The 23,128-nt window shown below is 53.8% G+C and carries 22 protein-coding genes; 6 read left to right on the forward strand and 16 right to left on the reverse strand.

From position 1 onward, the window contains the following. Positions 1 to 148: 148 nt before the first annotated feature. From hemG to pepQ, 4 genes are read right to left on the reverse strand one after another with little or no spacing between them, the layout of a single operon-like run. On the reverse strand, positions 149 to 685 hold the full coding sequence (gene hemG / locus RAC60_RS14445) for a menaquinone-dependent protoporphyrinogen IX dehydrogenase (protein WP_033737395.1): 537 nt from the start codon (positions 683 to 685) through the stop codon (positions 149 to 151). Between the two features lie 18 nt (positions 686 to 703). Then, positions 704 to 2,155, reverse strand: coding sequence for a Trk system potassium transporter TrkH (gene trkH / locus RAC60_RS14450; RefSeq protein WP_033737393.1), 1,452 nt, complete (start codon positions 2,153 to 2,155; stop codon positions 704 to 706). A gap of 31 nt (positions 2,156 to 2,186) precedes the next feature. Next, positions 2,187 to 2,804, reverse strand: a complete 618-nt coding sequence (locus RAC60_RS14455; protein ID WP_162286656.1) for an IMPACT family protein — start codon at positions 2,802 to 2,804, stop codon at positions 2,187 to 2,189. Beyond that, positions 2,804 to 4,135 (reverse strand): Xaa-Pro dipeptidase, encoded by a 1,332-nt coding sequence (gene pepQ / locus RAC60_RS14460; RefSeq protein WP_375093949.1) that lies wholly within the window; start codon positions 4,133 to 4,135, stop codon positions 2,804 to 2,806. Before pepQ ends, RAC60_RS14455 begins: the two co-directional genes overlap by 1 nt. Positions 4,136 to 4,320: 185 nt before the next feature. Here pepQ and fadB point away from each other — a divergent pair, with 185 nt between their 5' ends. Then, positions 4,321 to 6,504, forward strand: coding sequence for a fatty acid oxidation complex subunit alpha FadB (gene fadB, locus RAC60_RS14465; protein ID WP_375093950.1), 2,184 nt, complete (start codon positions 4,321 to 4,323; stop codon positions 6,502 to 6,504). A gap of 10 nt (positions 6,505 to 6,514) precedes the next feature. Then, the gene (fadA, locus tag RAC60_RS14470; RefSeq protein ID WP_006121482.1) at positions 6,515 to 7,678 is read left to right on the forward strand and encodes an acetyl-CoA C-acyltransferase FadA; all 1,164 of its coding nucleotides are present in this window, start codon (positions 6,515 to 6,517) and stop codon (positions 7,676 to 7,678) included. 68 nt (positions 7,679 to 7,746) lie between these two features. Here the strand turns inward: fadA and fre are convergent, their stop codons facing one another. After that, complete coding sequence (gene fre / locus RAC60_RS14475; RefSeq protein WP_033737387.1) at positions 7,747 to 8,448, reverse strand: NAD(P)H-flavin reductase; 702 nt, start codon at positions 8,446 to 8,448, stop codon at positions 7,747 to 7,749. 42 nt (positions 8,449 to 8,490) lie between these two features. After that, entirely contained in the window at positions 8,491 to 9,975 is a 1,485-nt protein-coding gene (ubiD, locus tag RAC60_RS14480) for a 4-hydroxy-3-polyprenylbenzoate decarboxylase (RefSeq protein WP_054688529.1), read from the reverse strand. Positions 9,976 to 10,278: 303 nt separating this feature from the next. Between ubiD and rfaH the strand changes: the two genes are divergently transcribed. Next, on the forward strand, positions 10,279 to 10,767 hold the full coding sequence (gene rfaH, locus RAC60_RS14485) for a transcription/translation regulatory transformer protein RfaH (RefSeq protein WP_006121479.1): 489 nt from the start codon (positions 10,279 to 10,281) through the stop codon (positions 10,765 to 10,767). On the opposite strand, the gene tatD is transcribed toward rfaH, so the two are convergent. The 9 genes from tatD to udp all read right to left on the reverse strand — a co-directional run bounded on the left by tatD (position 10,764) and on the right by udp (position 18,896). Continuing rightward, positions 10,764 to 11,546 carry a 3'-5' ssDNA/RNA exonuclease TatD gene (tatD, locus tag RAC60_RS14490; RefSeq protein ID WP_375093951.1) on the reverse strand — a complete coding sequence of 261 codons (783 nt, stop codon included), beginning with the start codon at positions 11,544 to 11,546 and terminating at the stop codon, positions 10,764 to 10,766. The two genes, rfaH and tatD, sit on opposite strands and share 4 nt — an antisense overlap. A 97-nt stretch (positions 11,547 to 11,643) precedes the next feature. Further along, positions 11,644 to 12,402, reverse strand: coding sequence for a Sec-independent protein translocase subunit TatC (tatC, locus tag RAC60_RS14495; RefSeq protein ID WP_375093952.1), 759 nt, complete (start codon positions 12,400 to 12,402; stop codon positions 11,644 to 11,646). Next, entirely contained in the window at positions 12,402 to 13,037 is a 636-nt protein-coding gene (tatB, locus tag RAC60_RS14500) for a Sec-independent protein translocase protein TatB (RefSeq protein ID WP_006121476.1), read from the reverse strand. The genes tatC and tatB overlap by 1 nt, the downstream gene beginning before the upstream one ends. 3 nt (positions 13,038 to 13,040) lie before the next feature. Next, positions 13,041 to 13,295: a Sec-independent protein translocase subunit TatA gene (gene tatA / locus RAC60_RS14505; RefSeq protein WP_033737383.1), complete on the reverse strand. Its 255-nt coding sequence runs from the start codon at positions 13,293 to 13,295 to the stop codon at positions 13,041 to 13,043. A 110-nt stretch (positions 13,296 to 13,405) separates the two neighbouring features. Beyond that, a complete protein-coding gene (gene ubiB, locus RAC60_RS14510) occupies positions 13,406 to 15,043 on the reverse strand; it encodes a ubiquinone biosynthesis regulatory protein kinase UbiB (protein ID WP_006121474.1) in 1,638 nt (545 codons plus the stop codon). Continuing rightward, positions 15,040 to 15,645, reverse strand: coding sequence for an SCP2 domain-containing protein (locus tag RAC60_RS14515; protein WP_006121473.1), 606 nt, complete (start codon positions 15,643 to 15,645; stop codon positions 15,040 to 15,042). The genes ubiB and RAC60_RS14515 overlap by 4 nt, the downstream gene beginning before the upstream one ends. An 11-nt stretch (positions 15,646 to 15,656) precedes the next feature. Further along, positions 15,657 to 16,415, reverse strand: a complete 759-nt coding sequence (gene ubiE / locus RAC60_RS14520; protein ID WP_033737381.1) for a bifunctional demethylmenaquinone methyltransferase/2-methoxy-6-polyprenyl-1,4-benzoquinol methylase UbiE — start codon at positions 16,413 to 16,415, stop codon at positions 15,657 to 15,659. Positions 16,416 to 16,491: 76 nt separating this feature from the next. Then, a complete protein-coding gene (gene rmuC / locus RAC60_RS14525; RefSeq protein ID WP_110268642.1) occupies positions 16,492 to 17,991 on the reverse strand; it encodes a DNA recombination protein RmuC in 1,500 nt (499 codons plus the stop codon). 143 nt (positions 17,992 to 18,134) lie between these two features. Continuing rightward, positions 18,135 to 18,896, reverse strand: coding sequence for a uridine phosphorylase (gene udp / locus RAC60_RS14530; protein ID WP_006121470.1), 762 nt, complete (start codon positions 18,894 to 18,896; stop codon positions 18,135 to 18,137). Positions 18,897 to 19,198: 302 nt separating this feature from the next. Between udp and RAC60_RS14535 the strand changes: the two genes are divergently transcribed. The 3 genes from RAC60_RS14535 (at position 19,199) to RAC60_RS14545 (ending at position 21,946) form a co-directional block, all read left to right on the forward strand. Further along, positions 19,199 to 20,035 (forward strand): dienelactone hydrolase family protein, encoded by an 837-nt coding sequence (locus RAC60_RS14535; RefSeq protein WP_006121469.1) that lies wholly within the window; start codon positions 19,199 to 19,201, stop codon positions 20,033 to 20,035. A 429-nt stretch (positions 20,036 to 20,464) separates the two neighbouring features. After that, entirely contained in the window at positions 20,465 to 21,382 is a 918-nt protein-coding gene (gene metR, locus RAC60_RS14540) for an HTH-type transcriptional regulator MetR (protein WP_006121468.1), read from the forward strand. An 84-nt stretch (positions 21,383 to 21,466) separates the two neighbouring features. Beyond that, a complete protein-coding gene (locus RAC60_RS14545; RefSeq protein WP_006121467.1) occupies positions 21,467 to 21,946 on the forward strand; it encodes a DUF1456 family protein in 480 nt (159 codons plus the stop codon). Positions 21,947 to 22,134: 188 nt separating this feature from the next. On the opposite strand, the gene RAC60_RS14550 is transcribed toward RAC60_RS14545, so the two are convergent. Beyond that, positions 22,135 to 22,998, reverse strand: coding sequence for a carboxylate/amino acid/amine transporter (locus RAC60_RS14550; RefSeq protein WP_375093953.1), 864 nt, complete (start codon positions 22,996 to 22,998; stop codon positions 22,135 to 22,137). Between the last annotated feature and the right edge of the window lie 130 nt (positions 22,999 to 23,128).

Here is a 23,128-nt window from a genome sequence, read left to right on the forward strand (position 1 = left end):
GCTCAGTTGCCTGACCCTCTCAACACCGCATTCCGTAAGCCGTTGTGCCGTGTCGATGGAGGCGCATTATAGGGAGTTCGCGCGGCCTGACAAGGGTTAATTGCAAAAATATTACTGTTCGTCTCAAATTTCGCCAGATCGCGTTATTTCAGTACGATTTGCCTGGTAACTGTGCAAAATCTCTGGCGAAACCGCGCACCTGCTCCCAGTCCGTATACTCAACTTCCTTCGTCGTATCCGTTTCGCCGCCGGTCATGCGCATAATCAACTTAATCATGACCCGATCAAACCAACGATAGCGGGGATAATACAGTGCACCAGCAAAAACCGCACAGCAATCGGGCTTCCAGGGCGACTGCGCTAAAAACTTAACGGTATAGGCATTGGTTTCCGGCGTCCGCTTCTCTGGCTTTCGCGCCGTAAGATTCACGGAGAAGAAGCCGCTGACGCGCTGCTGCAATGCGGCCAGGTTCTGCTTAACAAATTCGTTTACGGCGGGCTGAAAGTGACCATAACGGATTGAAGCCCCAATCAGCACCCGATCATATTGCTGCCAGTCAATCGCGTCTGCATCCTGAATATTCATCACATCGCACGCTTGCTCGCCCTTAATCGCCTCCGCCATAGCGGAAGCGATTTTTTGCGTCTGACCGTCACGGGTCGAAAAGAGAATTAATGCTTTCATCATCTGCATCCTTATTAGTTATTCTCGCCAGAAGGTTGGCGTGAATAACACCAGCAACGTGAATACCTCAAGGCGACCAAACAGCATAGTCGAAATTAAAATCCACTTTGCCACATCATTCATTGAGGTGAAGTTATCCGCTACAACACCCAGACCGGGCCCCAGGTTGTTTAACGTTGCGGCGACCGCGGCAAAAGCAGAAAAATCATCCACGCCGGTGGCAATAATGGCCAGCATACTGATCAGGAAGACCAGCGCATACGCAGAGAAGAATCCCCAGACCGCTTCCAGGATGCGTTCTGGCAACGCGCGATTACCCAGCTTAATGGTGTAAACCGCATTGGGATGGACAAGGCGTTTGAGTTCGCGATTCCCCTGTTTACACAGCAGCAGGATGCGGATCACTTTCAGGCCACCGCCCGTCGAACCGGCACAGCCGCCAATGAACGCAGAGCACAGCAGCAAAACCGGCAGGAACAGCGGCCAGCGCGCAATACTGTCTGTGGTAAATCCCGCTGTCGTCGCCATCGAGACAACCTGGAAAAACGCCTGATTCAGCGTTTGCCATCCGCTGTCATAAACATTATGGAACCACAGTACCACCGTACAGATCAGTACCAGCGTCAGTTGCACACCGATAAACATACGAAATTCGGGATCGCGTAAGTACACCCGAAGATTGCGGTTACTCAGTAAAGAGAAGTGCAGGCCGTAGTTACAGCCGGAGATCAGCAGGAACACGGCCACAATCGTATTAATGGTGCCGCTCTGGAAATAGCCGATACTGGCATCGTGGGTTGAAAATCCCCCAATAGCAATCGTCGAAAAGCTGTGCCCAATGGCATCGAAGGCGGGCATTCCGGCAAACCATAATGCCAGTGCGCAGGCCACCGTCAGTAATACATAGATAAGCCATAGCGTCTTGGCCGTTTCGGCAATACGCGGACGCATCTTATTGTCTTTCAACGGACCGGGCATTTCGGCACGGTAAAGCTGCATCCCACCGACGCCCAGAATCGGCAGAATCGCCACCGCGAGCACAATGATTCCCATACCGCCAAGCCACTGCAGCATCTGGCGATAGAACAGAATCGCTTTAGGCAAAGAGTCCAGCCCCACCAGCGTCGTCGCACCGGTGGTGGTTAACCCGGAAAAGGATTCAAAAAAGGCATCGGTAACCGACAGATGCGGCTGTTCGGCAAAGATAAACGGCATGGCCCCGACGCTGCCCAGCACGGTCCAGAACAGAACCACGATCAGAAACCCTTCGCGCGGCTTAAGCTCCGTTTTCTTCTTACGGTTTGGCCACCACAATAATGAACCAATCACCAGAGCCATCATAAACGTCTGGCTGAAGGCGCGGCCGGCACCATCCCGATAAATCAGCGCAACGAGGCCGGGTACAATCATCGTCACCGAGAAGAGGATCACCAGCAGACCGACAATGCGGGTAATGGCGCGAAAATGCATTAAGCCGTTCCTTTAGTTAAAGAGAAGAACATCATGATGTAAGCGGAAGAAGCGTTAACGCACCCCGGCTGAAGTCTGACAGATTTTGCTTAAATCCCTCAATTTGTCCATAAGGCAAAGCCAGCGTCATCGCGATACGGTCGCAATACTGACTTTCAGTAATGCTGCCGTCGTAGCGCTGCACCAGACGCTCAATGTCGCTCAACTGGGCGTAGTCACACTGCAACGTGAATAACCTTACCGGGACTTTTCGCTGGCGCTCAAGCTGTTTCAGCCCTTGCTGGACACCGCCGCCATAAGCCTTTACCAGACCGCCCGTTCCCAGCATGATGCCGCCGTAGTAACGTACGACGACGGCGGTGATTTCCCCTATGCCTGCCCCCATCAACTGCGCCAGCATAGGTTTCCCCGCCGTTCCCGAAGGTTCGCCGTCATCGGAAAACCCCAACTGCTGCGAATCATCGGGCGCGCCCGCCACCCAGGCCCAGCAATGATGCCGGGCCGTCGGATGATCCTGTTTTACCTGCTGGACAAAAGCCCGCGCGGCTTCGACACCGTCCGTGTGCGCCAGTAACGTAATAAACCGGCTCTTTTTGATGGTCTCCTCACTCACGCTCAGCGCTTGCGCAGGAATATCGTAAGCCTCCATCAGGCGAGGTGCAGGTCGCGAGTCATGTTTTCAACGCGATTAGCATGAATAACCACGTTATCTTCAATGCGAATGCCGCCGTAAGGCTTAAGCGCATCCAGTGCCTGCCAGTTAAAATGCGCACTGAATTTGCCAGCGCGCAGCGGTGCCAGCAGTGAATCAATAATGTAGAAGCCTGGCTCGATGGTTAACACCATCCCCGGCTGGATGACACGGGTGCAACGCAGGTAAGGATATTGCGCTGGCGCAGCCAGGTGCGTCCCGCTTTCATCCTGCATAAATCCGGCGACATCATGAACCTGCAGGCCCAGCGGATGACCTAAACCGTGTGGCATAAACGGACCGGTCAGCTCTTCGGCCACCAACGCCTCTTCACTGATGCCGTGGACCAAATCAAACTTCACCAGCAATTTTGCAATGCGCTGATGCATTTGCAGATGGTAATCGGTGTAGCGCACGCCCGCTTTCAACGTCGCAATCAAGGCCAGCTCTTCCGCATTCATCGCCTCCACCATTTTGGCATACAGCGATCCGCTTTGTGCGGCATAGCTGCGGGTCAGGTCAGCGGCATATCCCTGATATTCCGCCCCGGCATCAATCAGGAAACTGTAGCGCTTAGCCGGTGGCTGATGATCCAGTTTGGTGTAATGCAACACGGCAGCATGTTCGTTCAATGCAATAATGTTGCCGTAAGGGACATCCGTATCGCGATGACCAGTCGCGGTCAGGTACGCCTGATTAATATCGAATTCACTCAGACCTGCCGCAAACGCTTCTTTGGCAGCGCGATGTCCTGCCACGGCGATTTTCTGCGCCTGACGCATACAGCTCAGTTCGTAGTCAGTTTTAATACTGCGGTGATAATGCAGGAAATCGATCACCGCTTTAGGATTGATGTTGCCTGCCGTAATGCCTAACTGCGCAGCGCGTTCGATGACCGGGCCAATATAGGCAACATTTTCGCGCTGAGCAGGCAGGAGATCGCCAATGGCATTCGCGTTTGCCAGCCCGATAATCTCAATGTCGTCGGTCCAGAAACTGTGCGGAAGCGGTTCAACGTTGTGCCAGTAATCCACCGGCGAATAGAACCACAATTTCGGTTTGTTCACGCCATCGATCCACAGCCAACAGTTAGGTACCTGTATTACCGGCACCCAGGACTTGAACTGCGGGTTGACCTTAAACGGATACGTGTGGTCGTCCAGAAATACGGTGAGTAGCTCGCCGGAATGGATCAGCATGGCGTCCAGTTTATGACGTGCCAATACCTGCTGAGCACGTTGTTGCAAGGTCGTAATATGCGCGTGATACAAGCTCTTAAGTGAATCCATTGCCGCCTCTCCAGTGTCCGGAAAAGCCGCAGTTTATCACAGGCAAAATCCGGATGCCGGGTTCCCCGTGGCTGTGATCTTGTTAGCAAATAAACAAAGACCTGTTTGCAAAAAATTAACATCCCTCCCAAACTCACGATCATCTGGTATGACCAGATCACCTTTCGCGGTTTCAGGAGACGTACATGCTCTACCAAGGCGCTAACCTCACTCTTCACCAGCTGGACGATGGTATTGTCGAGCTGGTATTTGATGCCCCCGGCTCCGTTAACAAGCTGGATACGCAAACCGTGGCCAGTCTTGGCGATGCGGTAACGGTGCTGGAAAAACATGCCGGCCTGCGCGGTGTGCTTCTGCGATCAGCAAAACCCGCCTTTATCGTGGGTGCGGACATTACTGAATTCCTGGCGCTCTTTGATGCGCCGACAGAGAAACTGAGCCAGTGGCTGACCTTCGCCAACAGTATCTTCAATCGTCTGGAAGATTTGCCGGTGCCCACGATCTCGGCGATTGAGGGCTATGCGCTGGGCGGTGGCTGTGAATGTGTACTGGCCACGGATTTGCGCGTTGCCACACCGACGGCCCGCCTGGGGTTACCGGAAACGAAGCTGGGCATCATGCCGGGTTTTGGCGGCAGCGTGCGTCTTCCTCGTCTGTTAGGTGCCGACAGTGCAATGGAAATCATTGCCGCAGGCAAAGATGTTGACGGTGTTGAAGCGCTGAAACTGGGTCTGGTGGATGCGGTTGTCAGCAACGATAAGCTGCGTGATGCTGCGTTAACCATGCTAAAAGCGGCCGCCCACGACGGCAGCTGGCGTGCCCGTCGCGCCCCTAAACTGGCTCCGTTGAAACTCAGCCCCGTTGAAGCCGCGATGAGCTTTACGATAGCCAAAGGCATGGTGATGCAAACGGCGGGGAAACACTACCCTGCGCCAGTCACTGCCGTTAAAACCATTGAAGCGGCAGCAGCGCTGGGCCGCGATGATGCGCTAAAGCTGGAAACCGCAGCGTTTGTTCCGCTGGCACAGTCAGATGTGGCCCGCGCGCTCGTCGGGATTTTCCTCAACGATCAGTACATCAAAAGTCTGGCCAAAAAACGCAGCAGTGAAAGCGGCTCGCCCAGACAGGCCGCCGTGCTGGGCGCCGGTATTATGGGCGGTGGAATCAGCTATCAATCGGCATGGAAAGGCGTGCCGGTTAAAATGAAGGATATCAATCCGCAGGCGCTGACGCTGGGCATGAATGAAGCCAGTAAGCTTCTGAATAAGCAACTGGAACGCGGTAAAATAGACGGAAACAAGCTGGCCAGCGTCATTGCCACTATTCAGCCTACTCTCGATTATGCCGGTTTCGACCAGGCCGACATCGTGGTAGAAGCCGTCGTCGAAAATCCGAAAATCAAGGCCAGCGTTCTGGCTGAAACCGAAACCCATATGCGCGCTGATGCCATTCTGGCGTCAAACACCTCAACCATCCCCATCAGCCATCTGGCGCAGGCGTTGCAGCGTCCAGAAAATTTTTGTGGCATGCACTTCTTTAACCCGGTTCCACGTATGCCGCTGGTAGAGGTGATCCGTGGAGAGAAAACCAGTGAGGCCACGCTGGGTAAAGTTGTCGCCTGGGCCAGTAAAATGGGTAAAACCCCGGTGGTGGTGAATGACTGTCCGGGTTTCTTTGTTAACCGCGTTTTGTTCCCCTACTTCGCTGCCTTCGGCATGCTGTTGCGTGATGGTGCGGACTTCCGCCAGATCGACAAGGTAATGGAAAAACAGTTTGGCTGGCCGATGGGGCCTTCATGGCTGCTGGATGTCGTGGGCATTGATACCGCGCATCATGCGCAAAGCGTCATGGCGGACGGTTTTCCTGAACGGATGAAAAAAGACTATCGCGATGCGATCGATATTCTGTTTGAGGCGAAGCGCTTTGGTCAGAAAAATGGTCTGGGTTTCTGGCGCTGGGAAGAAGACAAAAAAGGGAAACCGAAAAAAGTGTCCGATGCAGAGATCGATGCCTTACTCGAACCCGCCTGCCAGCCTAAACGGATATTCAGTGATGAAGAGATTCTGAATCGCATGATGCTGCCGATGTTGAATGAAGTGGTTCGCTGCCTGGAAGAGAAGATTATCGCCTCACCTGCTGAAGCAGACATGGCGCTGGTCTATGGTCTGGGATTCCCGCCTTTCCGTGGCGGCGCTTTCCGTTATCTCGACACTTTGGGTAACGGCAACGTGGTGGATCAGGCGAAACGTTATTCGTCATTGGGTGGGCTGTATGCGCTCCCTGCCCTGCTGCTTGAGAAAGCGCGCCAACACGAAAGCTGGTATCCCGCCGTCAAACCGATCGATGAAGCCGCGTTCAGAAGCGCCTGAGGTAATCAAAATGGAAAATGTGGTAATTATTGACGCGGTGCGTACGCCGATGGGCCGTTCAAAAGGTGGGGCATTTCGCCATGTACGCGCTGAGGACCTGTCCGCGCATGTCATGCGTGCTCTGTTGAACCGCAATCCGGGGGTGAATGCCGCCACGCTGGACGACATTATCTGGGGTTGCGTGCAGCAAACGCTGGAGCAAGGCTTCAACATTGCCCGCAACGCCGCGCTGCTGGCTGAAATCCCGCACCGCGTTCCGGCTACAACGGTTAACCGTCTTTGCGGTTCTTCAATGCAGGCCTTACATGACGCCGCACGCGCAATCATGGTCGGCGATGCTCAGACTTGTTTAATTGGCGGTGTCGAACATATGGGGCATGTCCCCATGAACCATGGCGTCGATTTTCATCCGGGTTTAGGCCGTACCGTTGCGAAAGCCGCAGGGATGATGGGGCTAACGGCAGAGATGCTGGCGCGCATGCACCATATCAGCCGCGAGCAGCAGGACGCTTTTGCTTTGCGCTCTCATCAGCGTGCCTGGCAGGCCACGCAGCGTGGCGATTTTGCCAATGAAATTGTTGCGCTGCATGGTCACGATGCCGATGGCGTCCTGAAACGCTATGACGTTGACGAAGTCATCCGTGAAGATACCAGCCTGGAAGGACTGGCAGCACTGCGGCCTGCCTTCGATCCGGTGAACGGAACAGTCACTGCGGGCAGTTCGTCAGCGTTATCAGACGGGGCGGCGGGCATGTTGATCATGAGTGAAAGCCACGCACGAGAGCAGGGCCTGAAACCCCGTGCACGCATTAAAAGTATGGCAGTAGTGGGATGCGATCCTTCCATTATGGGATACGGCCCGGTCCCGGCCAGCAAGCTGGCACTGAAGCGCGCCGGGCTGAGCGTAAATGACATTGATGTTTTTGAACTTAACGAGGCTTTTGCCGCGCAGGTTCTGCCCTGCATCAACGATCTCGGCCTGTCAGACAGGCTCGATGACAAGGTCAACCTCAATGGCGGCGCCATCGCGTTGGGCCATCCGTTAGGCTGCTCAGGCGCACGCATCAGCACGACGTTGCTGAACATTATGGAACGTCGCGATGCGCAATTCGGCCTGGCCTCCATGTGTATTGGTTTGGGTCAGGGCATCGCTACCGTTATTGAACGCGTTTAATACGTTGGAACGTTATAGTGTGAGATTTACCCGCCTGTCAGGGGCGGGTTTTTTCTTGTGCTGTCACGTCAGATAAAAGCAAACGCATCGCCATACATTTGTGCTTCAACGGCACCTCGTTCTGAACAAAAGCGTTCACGGGCGATTTTCGCCATTTCGAAGCGGCCGGCAATATAAATCTCATGCTCACTCAGGGTCGCAAAGTCCTGCATGACGGCTGTCAGCACCGTACCAGAACGGCCCGGCCAGCCTGCTTCAGGCTGTTCGACAACCGGAATCACTTTCAGATTCGGATGCTTAATCGCCAGTGCTTCCAGCTCGTCCAAATCATACAAATGCTTCAGTTCGCGCCCGCCCCAGTAAACCGCAATATCACGGTTGGGTTGTTCGGCAAGCGCAGTGAGTAAAATGGAACGCACATAGGAAAAGCCTGTGCCACCCGCGATCAGGATTAACGGCTTGTCACTCTCTTCACGCAACCAGGCATCACCATGTGGGATGTCCACCACAATTTGCCCTTCCTGCTGAATACGATCCATCACCGCCATGGCGTAGAGATTCAGCTCTGAGGCACCGATATGCAGTTCAATGATTTCAGTTTCCATTGGCGTGGAGGCTAATGAAAACGGGCGCTTGTCACGCTCATCCATTACGACCATCAGGTACTGCCCTGCGCGAAAACTAAAATCTGCTTCCGGAATCAGGCGAACGCGATACACCGTGTCGGTAATCGCCTCAACTGAAGTTACTTTACAGCTTAACGTTGTCATGCGGTCCCTCTGTCGGGTCGTCTTTATGGTTATTGCTCACCATCAACGCTGTGATGGTTGATCAAAAATACCGAGGTCATCCCAGATAGCGTCGATACGTGCGGTAACGGCCGGATCTTTAACAATCGGCGTGCCCCACTCTCGTTGCGTCTCACCTGGCCATTTATTCGTGGCGTCGAGGCCCATCTTTGACCCTAGTCCGGAAACCGGAGACGCAAAATCAAGATAATCGATTGGCGTGTTTTCTACCAATACGGTATCGCGTGCCGGGTCCATACGCGTCGTGATTGCCCAGATGACGTCGTTCCAGTCGCGGGCATTAACGTCATCATCACACACAATAACAAATTTGGTGTACATGAACTGCCGTAAAAATGACCAGACGCCAAACATCACGCGCTTGGCATGTCCCGCGTACTGTTTTTTAATCGTCACGACCGCCAGTCGGTAAGAGCATCCTTCTGGTGGCAAATAGAAATCGACGATTTCCGGGAACTGTTTAATCAGAATCGGTACAAGCACTTCATTCAGCGCCACGCCCAGGACGGCGGGTTCATCCGGTGGCCTTCCGGTATAGGTAGAATGGTAGATCGCCTGATGACGCTGCGTGATGTGCGTAACGGTAAACACCGGGAAACTGTCGACTTCATTATAGTAACCGGTGTGATCGCCATAGGGACCTTCAGGTGCCATGTCACCGGGTTCGATATAGCCTTCCAGCACAATTTCGGCGCTCGCAGGCACTTCCAGATCGTTTGAGAGGCACTTGACGACTTCGGTCTTGTTGCCGCGCAGCAGACCGGCAAACGCATACTCTGACAACGTGTCAGGGACGGGCGTGACCGCACCCAGAATGGTCGCCGGATCGGCGCCCAGTGCAACGGACACCGGGAAACGTTCGCCAGGATGTGCCTTGCACCATTCAAGATAATCCAGGGCACCACCACGATGAGAAAGCCAGCGCATGATCAGGCGATTTTTGCCAATCACCTGCTGACGATAGATGCCTAAATTTTGTCGCTCTTTATGCGGGCCGCGCGTTACGGTTAATCCCCATGTAATCAGCGGGGCAGCGTCGCCGGGCCAGCATTTCATGACCGGGATTTGGGTCAGGTCGACCTCATCACCACTGAAAACCACCTCCTGACAGGGCGCATTGCGCAACCTTTTGGTCGGCATATTCAGTACTTGCTTAAACTGCGGCATTTTACTGAACAGATCGCGGAAACCTCTCGGTGGCTCAGGTTCTTTTAAAAAGGCCAGCAACTCACCCACTTCACGCAGTGCACTGACCTCTTCCTGGCCCATGCCCATGGCCACGCGTTTTGGCGTACCGAACAGGTTACACAGTACAGGCATGTCGTAACCTTTTGGGTTCTCAAACAGCAATGCCGGACCGCCTGCACGCAGGGTGCGATCGGCAATTTCGGTCATTTCCAGTTCGGGGTCGATCACGTGCGAGATACGCTTGAGTTCACCACGCTGTTCAAGCAGCGCAATAAAGTCTCTTAAATCCTGATATTTCATGCGGCTTCAACTTTCCGGCCAGAGTGAATTTGCCATTATAGGGCTGATTACATGAATGTGTGGAGCTTTATGCACCGCATGGCTTATCTTGCCCGTCACGGGCAACCATCAGACGAATAATGTCGCTTAGTTTTCGTGCTGAACCTTACCGCATAATGGCTATTTTTTCATTTTATGCGATGGCATTCGTCATTCAGAACAATCTTAGTTTATTTTCCAGGCAACGCCGCGTAACAGACCCCAATGCGCTATAACTCTGAGTGGAGGTTTGCTATTCTTAGCGTCCATTCATTGGGAGCAGTTATGGAATCCTGGTACTTACTCTATTGCAAACGTGGGCAGCTATTGCGTGCGAAAGAGCATCTTGAGCGGCAAGCCGTAAATTGCCTGAGCCCCATGATCGCGCTTGAGAAAATTGTGCGTGGCAAGCGAACTACCGTAAGTGAACCGCTGTTCCCAAACTACCTGTTCATTGAGTTTGACCCCGAAGCCATTCACACCACAACCATCAGCAGTACACGTGGCGTCAGCCATTTCGTGCGCTTTGGCGCGACGCCGGCCACCGTACCTGCTGTCGTTATTGATGCACTGCAGACTGATGTGCCACAAACGCTGATCGATCCTGAAACGCCGCAAAACGGCGATGAAGTCATCATCACCGAAGGGACGTTTGAAGGTCTGCGGGCTATCTTCTCAGAGCCCGATGGCGAAGCACGCTCCATCCTGTTGCTGAATCTGCTAAACAAACAGGTTGTCCGGAGCGTGGATAACCGACAATTCCGTAAAGCCTAACTCAGCCCGAACAGCGTGCGCGCATTATGATCCACCTGGGCTGCCAGCGCCTCTGGTTCCTCGCCTCGCCAGTTCGCGACCTGCTGCAGGATATGCGGTAAAAAACAGGGTTCATTGCGCCGGGAAGTTGGCCGTGGGCGCATATCCCGCGGTAACAGATAGGGCGCATCCGTTTCCAGTAGCAACCGTTCGGCGGGAATCAACGGCAACATCTCACGCAGGGCAATTCCCCGGCGTTCATCGCATACCCAACCGGTAATGCCTACCGATAAGCCCATTTCCAGGCAGGCCGCTAACTCTTCCCGCGTACCGGTAAAACAGTGAATCACGGCGGCGGGTAATTTGGGCAACCAGGGCTCAAGTACCGCAGCAAAGCGTTCATGCGCTTCCCGACAGTGAAGAAACACGGGCATATTCAGTTCCGCAGCTAATGCCAGTTGCGCGTCAAACGCATATTCCTGCTGCTGATGTGCGGACAGGTTACGATTGAAATCCAGCCCGCATTCACCTATCGCCACAACCTGGGCTTTTTCCGCCAGCCGGCGCAGCGTATTCGCGACCTCTTGTGACCACTCACTGGCATGATGGGGATGCACGCCCGCGGTGGACCAGCAGTAACCCGGATGAGCCTCAGCCAGCCGCTGCGCCTGCTGACTTTCCAGCGCATTGGTACCGGTAATCAACATGCCGGTGACGCCCGCGTCACGGGCGCGCGTAATCACCTTTTTTCGATCGGAGGCGAACTGCGTGCTGGTCAGGTTTACACCGATATCAAACATATTTTTACTCTCTGTCAAAAACATCCTAAACAAAAAACCGCCTGACGGCGGTTTTTGGCTTGTGTCTCCCGCTTCTGCGGGTGTACTGAATACGACATCAGGATTCGATGTTCTGTTCCTCATCCTCTGTCTGACGGCCTTTTCCCACATAGTACCGTGAAAAGAATACGCCGACTTCAAACAGGCAGTACATCGGAATAGCGAGCAAAGTTTGAGAAAAAACGTCCGGTGGTGTGAGCAGCATCCCGACAACAAACGCGCCGACCAGGATGTAAGGACGCTTCTTTTTTAAATCCTCAGGGCTGGTAATACCGGTCCAGCACAGCAGCACAATGGCTACCGGCACTTCAAATGCCACACCAAACGCCATAAACAAGGTCATGACAAAATCGAGATAGTTGGTGATATCTGTCGCGATAGTGACGCCCTGCGGCGCGGTTTTCGCAAAGAAGCCGAAAGCCAGCGGAAAAACAATGAAATAGGCAAAGGCCACGCCAACATAAAACAGTAGCGTACTGGAAAACAGCAGCGGCATGACCAGCTTACGTTCGTGGCGATAAAGCGCTGGCGCAATAAACGCCCAGACCTGATAAAGAATAACCGGCACGGCAAGGAACACCGACACGATCATCGTCAGCTTTATCGGCGTGAAGAAAGGTGAGGCGACATCCGTCGCGATCATGCTGGCACCCGCTGGCATCTGATTGATCAGTGGCGACGCCACGGCATGGTAGATGTCATTAGCAAAGTAGATCAGTGCCAGAAAAATAACTAACACAGCAATTATGCAGTTCAGCAGACGTTTACGCAGCTCAATCAGATGGCTGATAAGTGGTTGGGTATCTTCAACGGCCATTATCGTTCATCACTTGCAGAAGGAGGAGAAGCTGGGTTGAGCGACGGCGCGGCGTTGCCCGGTTTTTCCGCAGGCGGTGCGTCTGTCCGACCCGGCGATTGCGGCGGAGCACTGGCATAGCCGGACGCAGGCCGCGGCGGGACCGGCGTGGTCGCCGTGTTGCTGTCCTGTGCCGGTGCAACCGCAGCCTCGACATGGGGTTCAACAGGTGCGTGTGCGAGTGACTGTGCCTGCTGCTCACTGGCCACAGGCGTCACCGGTTTCGGCGAGTCACTCCCCGTCTGGTGTAACGGGGAATGGATGGTGTTTGCTTCGTCTTCTTCTCTTTCGATATCAATGCTCTGTTGAACCGAGCGTTTCATTGAATCCGCGGTTTTACGCAACGCTTCCATGGATTCTTTCAGCTCAGGCGACAATGTGCCGTGGCTGGCTTCCTCCACCTTTTTCAGGCTGTCCTGCAGTTCCTGCAGTTTCAGCTCTTGCGCCAGCTCACTCTGAACATTGGCCGCCAGTGAACGGACCGCCCGAATCCATCCGACAACCGTTTTAACCGCATGCGGCAAACGTTGCGGACCCAGGACAATCAGCCCGATCACGAAGACTAATAGCAACTCACCAAAACCAATATCGAACACGGTTTACACCTGCTTGTCGTTCTTAATGTCGTCTTTCTGAGCAGACGTTGGCTGTTTGTCCGCCAGCGTTTTCGCATGGAAATCCGCGTCCTGCTCTTTTGGCTGATCTTTTTTGTCGTCTTCATCACTCATGGCTTTCTTGAAACCACGGATAGACGAACCCAAATCCGACCCCAGATTACGTAACTTGTTGGTACCGAACAAAAGCACCACAATCACGGCAATAATTAATAACTGCCAAATACTGATACCGCCCATGAGATAGCCTCGATTTTTTTGTTAAAAACTGCGGAATGAAGCACAACCTAAACCCTTGTTAATTCGGGTCTCAGTCAGCGACATTACCGCGTTTCAGCCGCGAGTGACAATCAGTTTGTCTTGCGCCAGCCGATTAACCAACTGACAAAACCTGCCGCCATTAATGCCGCCGGAAACAGGTCCCACTCAGGCCTGCTGAGGAGTACCGCTGTACCGCTAATCAGCAGCGTGGCACCGACGCCAAACAGGAAACGCGCCTGATGCTGACGTGTACGTTGGACACTCAAATCGTTCACGAGTTTATCGACGCTAAGACGTAACTGCTTATGCTGCTGCATGCTGTCATAGAACAACTCGGGCAGCTCGGGCAGTTTCTCTGCCCAGTAGGGCGCTTTTTCTTTCACTGCGCGAATGATCGCCGGAATACCAATCTGATCTTTAATCCAGTCTTCAAGGAACGGTTTCGCCGTTTTCCATAAGTCCAGTTGCGGATAGAGCTGCCGGCCAATCCCTTCGATATAGAGCAACGTTTTTTGCAACAGCACCAGCTGTGGCTGCACTTCCATATTGAAACGTCGCGCCGTGTTAAACAGGTTTAGCAGCACGTGACCAAATGAAATTTCAGCCAGCGGTTTTTCAAAGATGGGTTCGCACACCGTACGAATGGCAAACTCGAAGTCTTCCACGTTGGTATCTGCCGGTACCCAGCCAGAGTCAACATGCAGCTCTGCCACTTTGCGGTAATCCCGGTTAAAGAAGGCGATAAAGTTTTCGGCCAGATAGCGCTTATCTTCCTTGTTCAACGAGCCGACAATCCCGCAGTCGATGCCGATATATTGCGGGTCTTCAGGATGCTCATAGCTGACAAAGATATTGCCAGGGTGCATGTCTGCATGGAAGAAGCTGTCGCGGAAAACCTGTGTGAAGAACACCTGTACGCCGCGTTCGGCTAACAGTTTCATGTTAACGCCATGCTGCTCCAGCGTCGCCACATCGGAGATAGGAATACCGTAGATGCGTTCCATCACCATCATGGTTTCGCTGCAGTAGTCGGAGTAAACCTCGGGAACATACAGCATGCGGCTGTTTTCGAAGTTACGCCGCAGCTGGATGGCATTGGCTGCTTCACGCAGCAGGTTTAATTCGTCGATCAGCGTTTTTTCATAATCGCGCACCACCTCAACCGGACGCAGACGGCGACCATCCGGCAGCAGGCGCGGTACCCAACGGGCGATGCGGTAGATCAGCTTCATATCGGCTTTGATCACCGGCAGAATATCCGGGCGGATAACCTTAATGACAACCTTTTTGCCGTTGGATTTCAGTGTTGCCGTGTGAACCTGCGCAATAGAGGCAGAAGCCAGTGGGGTGATATCGAAGTCATCAAACCAGGACTCAATCGGTGCCCCCATGGAAGCTTCGATTTGTGCTTTGGCTTTCACGCCGTCGAAGGGCGCAACCCGGTCCTGCAAAATAGCCAGTTCATCGGCGATCTGCGGGGGAAACAGGTCACGCCGCGTGGACAGCATCTGACCAAACTTGATCCAGACGGGGCCCAGCTGTTCCATCGCCAGACGCAGCCGAATGCCCATCTGTTCGTGTTTGTGCTGGTTAGGAATCCAAAACACGCACCGCCGCCACAGCCGAAGCGGCAGAGTAATACGCATTTGGGGAATCAGTTCATCAAGTCCGTATGTCAGAAACACCTTGATAATGAAATATAACCGGCGGATCTCTCCAAAACTCATTTCGCCTCCAGCTGTGCCAGACGCGCATTAAGCGCATCAAGCGAACGTTCCATCGCGCTAACTTCCTCAGCGAACCAGGCAAATTCCAGCGCACCTGGCGCAACGCGCCACTCTTCCGTCAACGCCTGACCGAGATAATCCTGACGTCGCTGCGTTTCCGCTTTAAACAAGCGAAATGCGCGCTGCGCACCCTGGCTGATCCCTTGCGCGGCGATATCACCGATCCAGGGCGCCAGGTATTCGGCAGGATCCAGCTCAGCCAGATCCATCAACGCAGAGAATTGCTGCACCACCTGCAAATCCCCTTCGACCTGTAACTCACCGCTGCGTATCAGCGTCGTCAGTTGCTGGCGATCGCGTAGCTTCGGCAGCGACTTAAGCTGCGTAATGACCGTGCAGTCGCTGCTGTCCTGCCAGTCACTAAGGACATCCAGCTGTTGCTCACTGAACACCAGCACCAGCGGCCAGGATAGCTCACTCAAACGCAACATCAGTACCTTGCCTGCTAAACGCTGACGTGCGCTTTTCAGACCACGATCGCGGTAGAGAATACGGTTTAGCGCCGTTTCAATACCGGCAGTGATGACGGGGGTTAAGGTCATGGCCATAATGGTTAAAATTTAAACCCACGATGAAGTGCCACGATGCCGCCCGTCATATTTGAATAGGTGGTGTTTTCAAATCCCACATCGTTCATCATCGCTTTCAGGGTTTCCTGGTCGGGATGCATGCGGATGGACTCGGCCAGATAGCGATAACTTTCTGCATCCTGAGCAACCAGTTGGCCGATGCGCGGCAGAATATGGAACGAGTAGGCATCGTAGGCTTTGCTCAGCGGCTCAATAACAGGTTTCGAGAACTCCAGCACCAGCAAACGTCCACCCGGTTTCAGCACGCGGAACATCGACGCCAGCGCCTTCTCTTTTTCCGTAACGTTACGCAGGCCAAAAGAGATCGTAATGCAGTCGAAGTAGTTGTCAGGAAACGGCAGCGCTTCGGCGTTGGCCTGAACATAACTGACATTGCCAACGATACCGAGGTTTCGTAGCTTCTCCCGGCCCATTTTCAGCATAGAGCTGTTAATATCAGCCAGAACAACCTGCCCGGTCTCGCCCACCAGCCGTGAAAATTTTGCGGTTAAATCGCCGGTTCCACCGGCCAGATCCAGGACACGCTGACCGCGACGCACACCGCTGCTGTCGATGGTAAAACGCTTCCAGACGCGATGGACGCCAAACGACATTAAGTCGTTCATCAGGTCATATTTCGCCGCTACGGAATGAAACACGTCCGCGACTTTGTCAGCTTTCTCGCTCTTGGCGACGGTCTGAAAGCCAAAATGGGTAGTTTCCTGCTGTGATTCATCTGCCATCGGTTTTACCTGCTCCACAAACAATACTTATGGAAGTGTATCAGAGTCACGGAGGTCAGGCACGTTGGCGACCTGCTTATTCGTGGAGGTGCCGAACCCGCTCACAACTTTCTTCTGCGTTTTGGTCGTTACCGGGCATACTGTCGTGCTCATTTTCGGGCATCGCGCGTTCGACCAGATGGGGATTGATAGCGCGTTTAACCTCTACACCTAAGTCACGGAAGCCTTCCGTTTGTGCGATCAAATTACCCCGCCCTTCTGCCAGCTTCTTCATCGCTTCACGATAGCTGTTTTGGGCCTTATCAAGGCTGTGACCAATACCGCTCATATCATCAACAAACAGGCGCATTTTGTCGTAAAGCCTGGCTGCGCGCTCGGCAATCCGCTGCGCATTGCGGCTTTGATGCTCGTAGCGCCAGAGATTGTTGATGGTACGCAATGCAACCAGCAGCGTGGTCGGACTGACCAGCATGATATTTTGCTGGAGCGCTTCGCCGATCAATTCTGGCTGCCGATCGATTGCCAGTAAAAACGCCGGTTCAACCGGGATAAACATCAACACATAATCCAGTGAGCGTAAACCGGGCAATTGTTGATAATCTTTACGGCCCAGCAAACGGATATGGCCGCGTACGGCACTGATATGCGCCTGAATGGCCTGTTCACGTTCAATGTCATCATCCGCGTTGAAATACCGCTCGTAGGCAACCAGCGTCATTTTGGCGTCGATCACCACATCTTTCCCCTGGGGAAGCCGGACGATGACATCGGGCTGCATGCGGCTTTGCTGCTCGTTCTGCATGCTGACCTGGATATCGTATTCATAGCCTTCACGCAATCCTGACGCTTCCAGTACCCGGCTCAGCACCACCTCGCCCCAGTTGCCCTGGATTTTGTTGTCGCCTTTGAGCGCTTTGGTCAGGTTGAGCGCTTCCTGGGCCATCTGCGCATTCAGTTGCTGTAGCTGACGAATCTCGTGGGTCAGTGTATGGCGTTCACGCGCTTCCGCGCCAAAGCTCTCATTGACCTGCCGCCGAAAGCCATCGAGCTGTTCACGCAACGGCCCAATCAGGCTGTTCAGACTTTGACGGTTTTGCTCATCAACGCGGCGACCGCTGTTTTCAAAAATTCGGTTAGCCAGGTTTTCAAACTGCGCGCTAAGCCGCTGCTCGCTGTTGGTCAACAGGCGCTGCTTCTCTTCCGCTGCAAAACGGGTTTCCTCAAGACGGATGGTCACTTCACGCAGCTCGGCTTCCTGCGCGCTGTTCACCTCCAGCTGATTGCGCAGCTCTCGTGTCAGTTGCTCGCTCTCATTACGCCAGTAATCCAGCTGTTGCAGGCGCTCATTGGCTCCGCTTAATGATCCATGAAGCTGTCTCAACTCCTGTTCGCGCTGTTGCAGCTGCTGCTGGAGCTGCTCGATATGCTGTTGCTGACGTTGTTGTGCTTCGTTAAGCAGACGGCGCTCTGTGGTAAAGCTGGCTAACTGATGACTGACACGCATTTGCGCCAGTATCCAGCCAACACCCAGGCCGGCGAGCCCAAGGCAGATGCTGATAATGATGTGCTGATCCATATTCTCCTCGCTGGTCAGGCTATTGAGGAAAAAGGTAAATTCGCACTGTATGAATGTCCAGATATATTTACTGAGGGGGAAAACGAGACGTAAAGACAAGGCCATGACAGGCCGGACAGCCGGCCTGTCTGTCAAACGAAGGGCTAGAGTAATCGACGGGCCGCTTCAACTACTATTTTGACGGCATCGCTTTCGGTCTGCTTCATCGTCACTGCATCGGGAATCTCTTTTTGCGTGCGGTTAACAATCACGCCCGCCACCATGCCTGCGCGCAGGCCCTGACTGGCGCACATGGTTAACAGCGTCGCCGATTCCATCTCATAGTTCAGGACGCCCATCTGCTGCCACTCCTGCATAGAGCCCTGAAAACGGTTCACGACGCGGCCCGAGAAGGTGTCGTAGCGCTCCTGGCCGGGGTAGAAGGTATCAGATGAGGCGGTAATCCCGATATGGGTTTTAGCACCGCAGGCTTCTGCCGCAGCCACTAAGGCCGTTGTGCAGGTGAAATCGGCGACGGCCGGAAATTCCATTGGTGCGAAGTGCAGGCTGGCACCGTCCAGGCGTACAGACGCCGTCGTAACCAGAACGTCGCCGACATTGATATGCGGCTGGATGGCGCCCGTTGTCCCTACACGCAGGAAAGTGCGCACGCCAAGCTGAGCAAGCTCCTCGACGGCAATGGAGGTGGAAGGTCCGCCAATCCCGGTAGAACAGACCACGACGGGTTTACCGTCAAGCTTAGCCAGCCAGCTGGTGAACTCACGATGGGAAGCCAGGTGCCGGGGATCGTCCATCAGTCCGGCAATTTTTTTTACACGTTCCGGATCGCCAGGAACAATGGCCAGTGTCGCCCCCTGCAGGTCGGCTTTCGTCAGGCCAAGATGGAAAACGTCAGACTGTGTCATATCAGACTCCGGGTTAAGGAAAAACAGTACGCCACTTTACGTTACCCGACGGGTTAAATGTGTGACTGGTTTCACTCAAGAAAATGAAAGTTACATTTTCGGTGAAATTTTTAGTGATTAATATCACACATTTATCTCAGACCTTCCGTAATGCTACATATGGTGATGTGGAAGGCAGCATGAGAATGTTAAAGAGAAGTGTATTTTAAAGGTTATAAGCTCTGTTACGCATTGCCCGGAACCAGTAATAAATGCCCAGGCTATAGTTACGTGATTGCGCATACGCTTGCACGGAGATAACGATGAAAACCGACGATAATATGACACAAAAATCAGCCGCAGGCGCGTTTGCTCCGGCAGTTCAGCCCACGGCTTCGACCACCATTATTACCGACAGCCCGGCCATCCACGCCGGTGAGACGTCTATTCCGAGTCAGGGTGAAAATCTTCCGGCTTTTTACGCGAAACCGCAGTCAGCAGACGGGCCGTTGCCTGTTGTGCTGGTCGTGCAGGAAATTTTCGGCGTTCATGAACACATTCGCGACATTTGTCGTCGTCTGGCGCTGGAAGGCTATCTGGCTGTCGCGCCAGAGCTTTACTTCCGCGAAGGCGACCCCAACGACTACAACGATATTCCTACGCTGTTTAAAGAACTGGTCAGCAAGGTGCCTGACAGCCAGGTATTGGCGGATCTCGATCATGCCGCTAACTGGGCGGCCCGCAACGGTGGCGACATCCGCCGGATGGGAATTACCGGTTTCTGTTGGGGCGGACGCATCAGTTGGCTCTATGCGGCACACAACCCGCAACTTCGCGCTGCCGTGGCCTGGTATGGTCGCCTGGTAGGGGAAAAAACCATGAAGCAGCAAAAACATCCTATCGATATTGCTGTGGATCTGAACGCGCCTGTACTGGGTTTGTATGGTGGTCAGGATGACGGCATTCCGCTGGAAAGCGTGGAGCAGATGCGCCAGGCCTTACATGCTGCAAACGCAAAGGCAGAGATCATTGTGTATCCCGATGCCGGGCATGCTTTTAACGCCGACTATCGTCCGAGCTACCATGCCGAATCGGCAAAAGACGGCTGGGCACGTATGTTAGCCTGGTTTAAGCAGTACGGTGTCGCATCCACTGAGTGATAAAAAAAGGGCGCGTAAGCGCCCAAACTCTCGACGTCGCCATCCAACACCCGCAAATCTGAGAGCTTTTCCGCGTTAACCCTGCTCACAAGCCTGGTGGGTTTTCAGGCTGGATTGCGGAGTGTCCCATAGCCGTTCTGCAGCAACATAACGCGCCTCATTTTTTCTGCTATTTCTTGAGTGAATGTCGTCACCCTCCGGTCCGTTCCGTTTGGATAAGCAAATACTCATTTTTCAGCTCGCGCCGCACACCTGTACGTGAAAAGCCGGGAGTAGGGTTATGGATTGGTATTTGCTATTCTCCAGAAATGCCTGGGTCAGTCTGATCGCCAGTCACGTTTAGCCGTCCAGATGTTTACACCGCTATATTCTGCGGGTACTGTATGTCTCTCAAGCGCAAATTATTCAGTTTCGATGTGAAGGACCCTCATGATCGAATTCAAACATCTCCGGACGCTTCAGGCTCTGCGGAATACCGGCTCGCTGGCCGCCGCGGCCGCCCAGCTTCACCAGACGCAGTCGGCGTTGTCACATCAGTTCAGCGATCTGGAACAGCGGCTGGGATTCCGCCTGTTTGTACGCAAAAGCCAGCCATTGCGCTTCACGCCGCAGGGCGAAATTCTGTTGCAGCTGGCGGAACAGATTCTGCCGCAAATTCAGCAGGCGCTTCAGGCCTGCCATGAGCCGCAACAGACTACGCTTCGTGTTGCCATTGAATGTCATAGCTGCATTCAGTGGCTCACGCCGGCACTGGATAAGTTTCGTCAGAGCTGGCCACAGGTGGTGATGGATTTTAAATCAGGTGTGACCTTCGATCCGCAACCTGCACTGCAACAGGGTGAGCTGGATATCGTTTTAACGTCCGATATTCTGCCGCGCTCGGGCCTGTTCTATTCACCGATGTTCGATTTCGAAGTGCGCCTGGTGCTGGCACCCGATCATCCTCTGGCTCAGGTCGAACATATATCCCCTGACGCACTGGCCGACGAAGTGTTGATGATTTACCCGGTGCAGCGTCAGCGGCTGGATATCTGGCGTCATTTCCTTCAGCCCGCGGGCATCAGTCCTGCACTGAAGAATGTGGATAACACGCTGTTGATGATTCAGATGGTGTCGGCGCGCATGGGCATTGCCGCGCTGCCACACTGGGTAGTGGAGAGCTTTGAAAAACAGGGGTTAGTGATCACGAAAACACTGGGAGAGGGATTATGGAGTCGGCTTTATGCCGCCGTGCGTGACGGCGAGCAGCGTCAGCCTGTGCTGGAAGCCTTTATCCATTTTGCCCGTCAGCATGCCTGTGAACATTTGCCTTTTGTCAGGAATGCCGCGCATCCTGCAGCCGTTTAGCCGCATGAGCGACAAAGCTGCGCGGCGGCGGGCAAAATCCCCTATAATGCGCAGCCTGTTGACTGACCTTGAGACGATCTCACCATGACTAACAACGATATTTTGCGCAGCGTGCGCTATATGCTCGATCTGAACGATGCCAAAATGGTGGCGATTTTTGCCTTAGCGGAGTGCGAGGTTCCTCAGGCCGATATCACCAGTTGGCTGAAAAAAGATGAAGATGCGGCATTTCGCCCCTGCCCCGATGTCCTGATGGGCTATTTCCTGAATGGCTTAATCTTTCATCGCCGTGGGAAAAGTGAGGATGCCCCTGCGCCTTCCATCGAGCGTAAGATGAATAACAACATTTTCATGAAAAAGCTGCGTATTGCATTTGACCTGAAAACGACCGACATCCCTGATATCCTGAAAAAAGCCAACTTCACCGTCTCTCAGGCGGAGATTGGCGCGATCTTCCGTAAACCGGATCACAAAAACTATCGTGAATGCGGTGACCAGATTCTGCGTAATTTCCTCAAGGGGCTGACGATGATTCATCGCCCTGCGCCAGGCAAGCCCGCTTAAACCAGCCGCCGACTTACGCTCGTCCCGCCGGAGAAAGCGCACCGGGATAACAATGCGGTCCGCTCTGCCGGGCGAGCAGACGCCGTCTTGCTCGCCTTCTGCCGACGCGCGCCCCGTCCGCCATGGGATCGCAACAGACTGAGCGGCCTGCTACTTTTGGCGTCGATGCGCGGCGATGCCTTGTTTCTTCACTGTTGATTGTTCTTACCGATCACCCAGCGCTTATGGACCCACAAGGACGCTACTATCACGAGCGCACCGGCAATAAAGCTTGGCCAGTGTGGCTTTTGCTGCCATATCGCCAGGTTGACCAGCAAGCCTGCCGGCACATGCATGTTGTTCATGATGCCCAACGTGCCAGCATCGACCTGCGTAGCACCGTAGTTCCACATAAAGTAACCCAGTCCGGACGCCACCACGCCCAGCCAGACCAGAATGCCCCACTGCAGTGAGGTGGTCGGAAGTTTATGCGGGTTGCCCCAGACGGCCCAGGCCACCACCGCAATCAGCACCGCGCCCAGATAGAACCACGAAAAGGCCGTGTGCTGCGGCACAGGACGGGTTTCCTGCAAACGTTTGTAGCCCACCATACCTGCTGCAAAGCAAATATTGGCTAACTGTACCAGCAACAGGCCGAACCAGAAGTTATCGCTGACTTTGTCATAACGAATGATTGCCGCGCCCGCCACAGCCAGCAACGCACTGAAAATGTACCCTGCGCGCAGAGGCCGTCGACTGATCACGTCGTAGATCAACGTGACGTACAGCGGCGTCATCACGGTAAACAGCAGGAATTCAGACACGCTCAGATAGAGATAGGCTTCGAAACTCAGTAAATACATGATGCCCAGTTGCAGCATGCCTACCAGCATATACAGCAGGAGCGTAGAGGGGCGATAGCCGCGCCAGCGCAGGAAAGGCAAAAATACCACGGCCGCCAGCGCCAGGCGCATCAGCACCGAAAACCAGCTGTCAACCTGACCGGCAAGATACTCGCCAATCAGGCTGAATGAAAAAGCCCACAGAATGGTAGTAACAATCAATAAAAGCACGGTAACAACCCCGAAATAAACAGAGCGACAGTGTAAACAATGTCCGCACAGCAGGGAGATTTATCTGGTTGACATCTGTGCATTAACCAGGCAGTTACGCATTAATCTGCCGGTCAGGCTTTTTACCTTC

Origin of the sequence: Pantoea sp. BR_17, from assembly GCF_041955125.1 — a bacterium.
Classification (GTDB): domain Bacteria; phylum Pseudomonadota; class Gammaproteobacteria; order Enterobacterales; family Enterobacteriaceae; genus Pantoea; species Pantoea stewartii.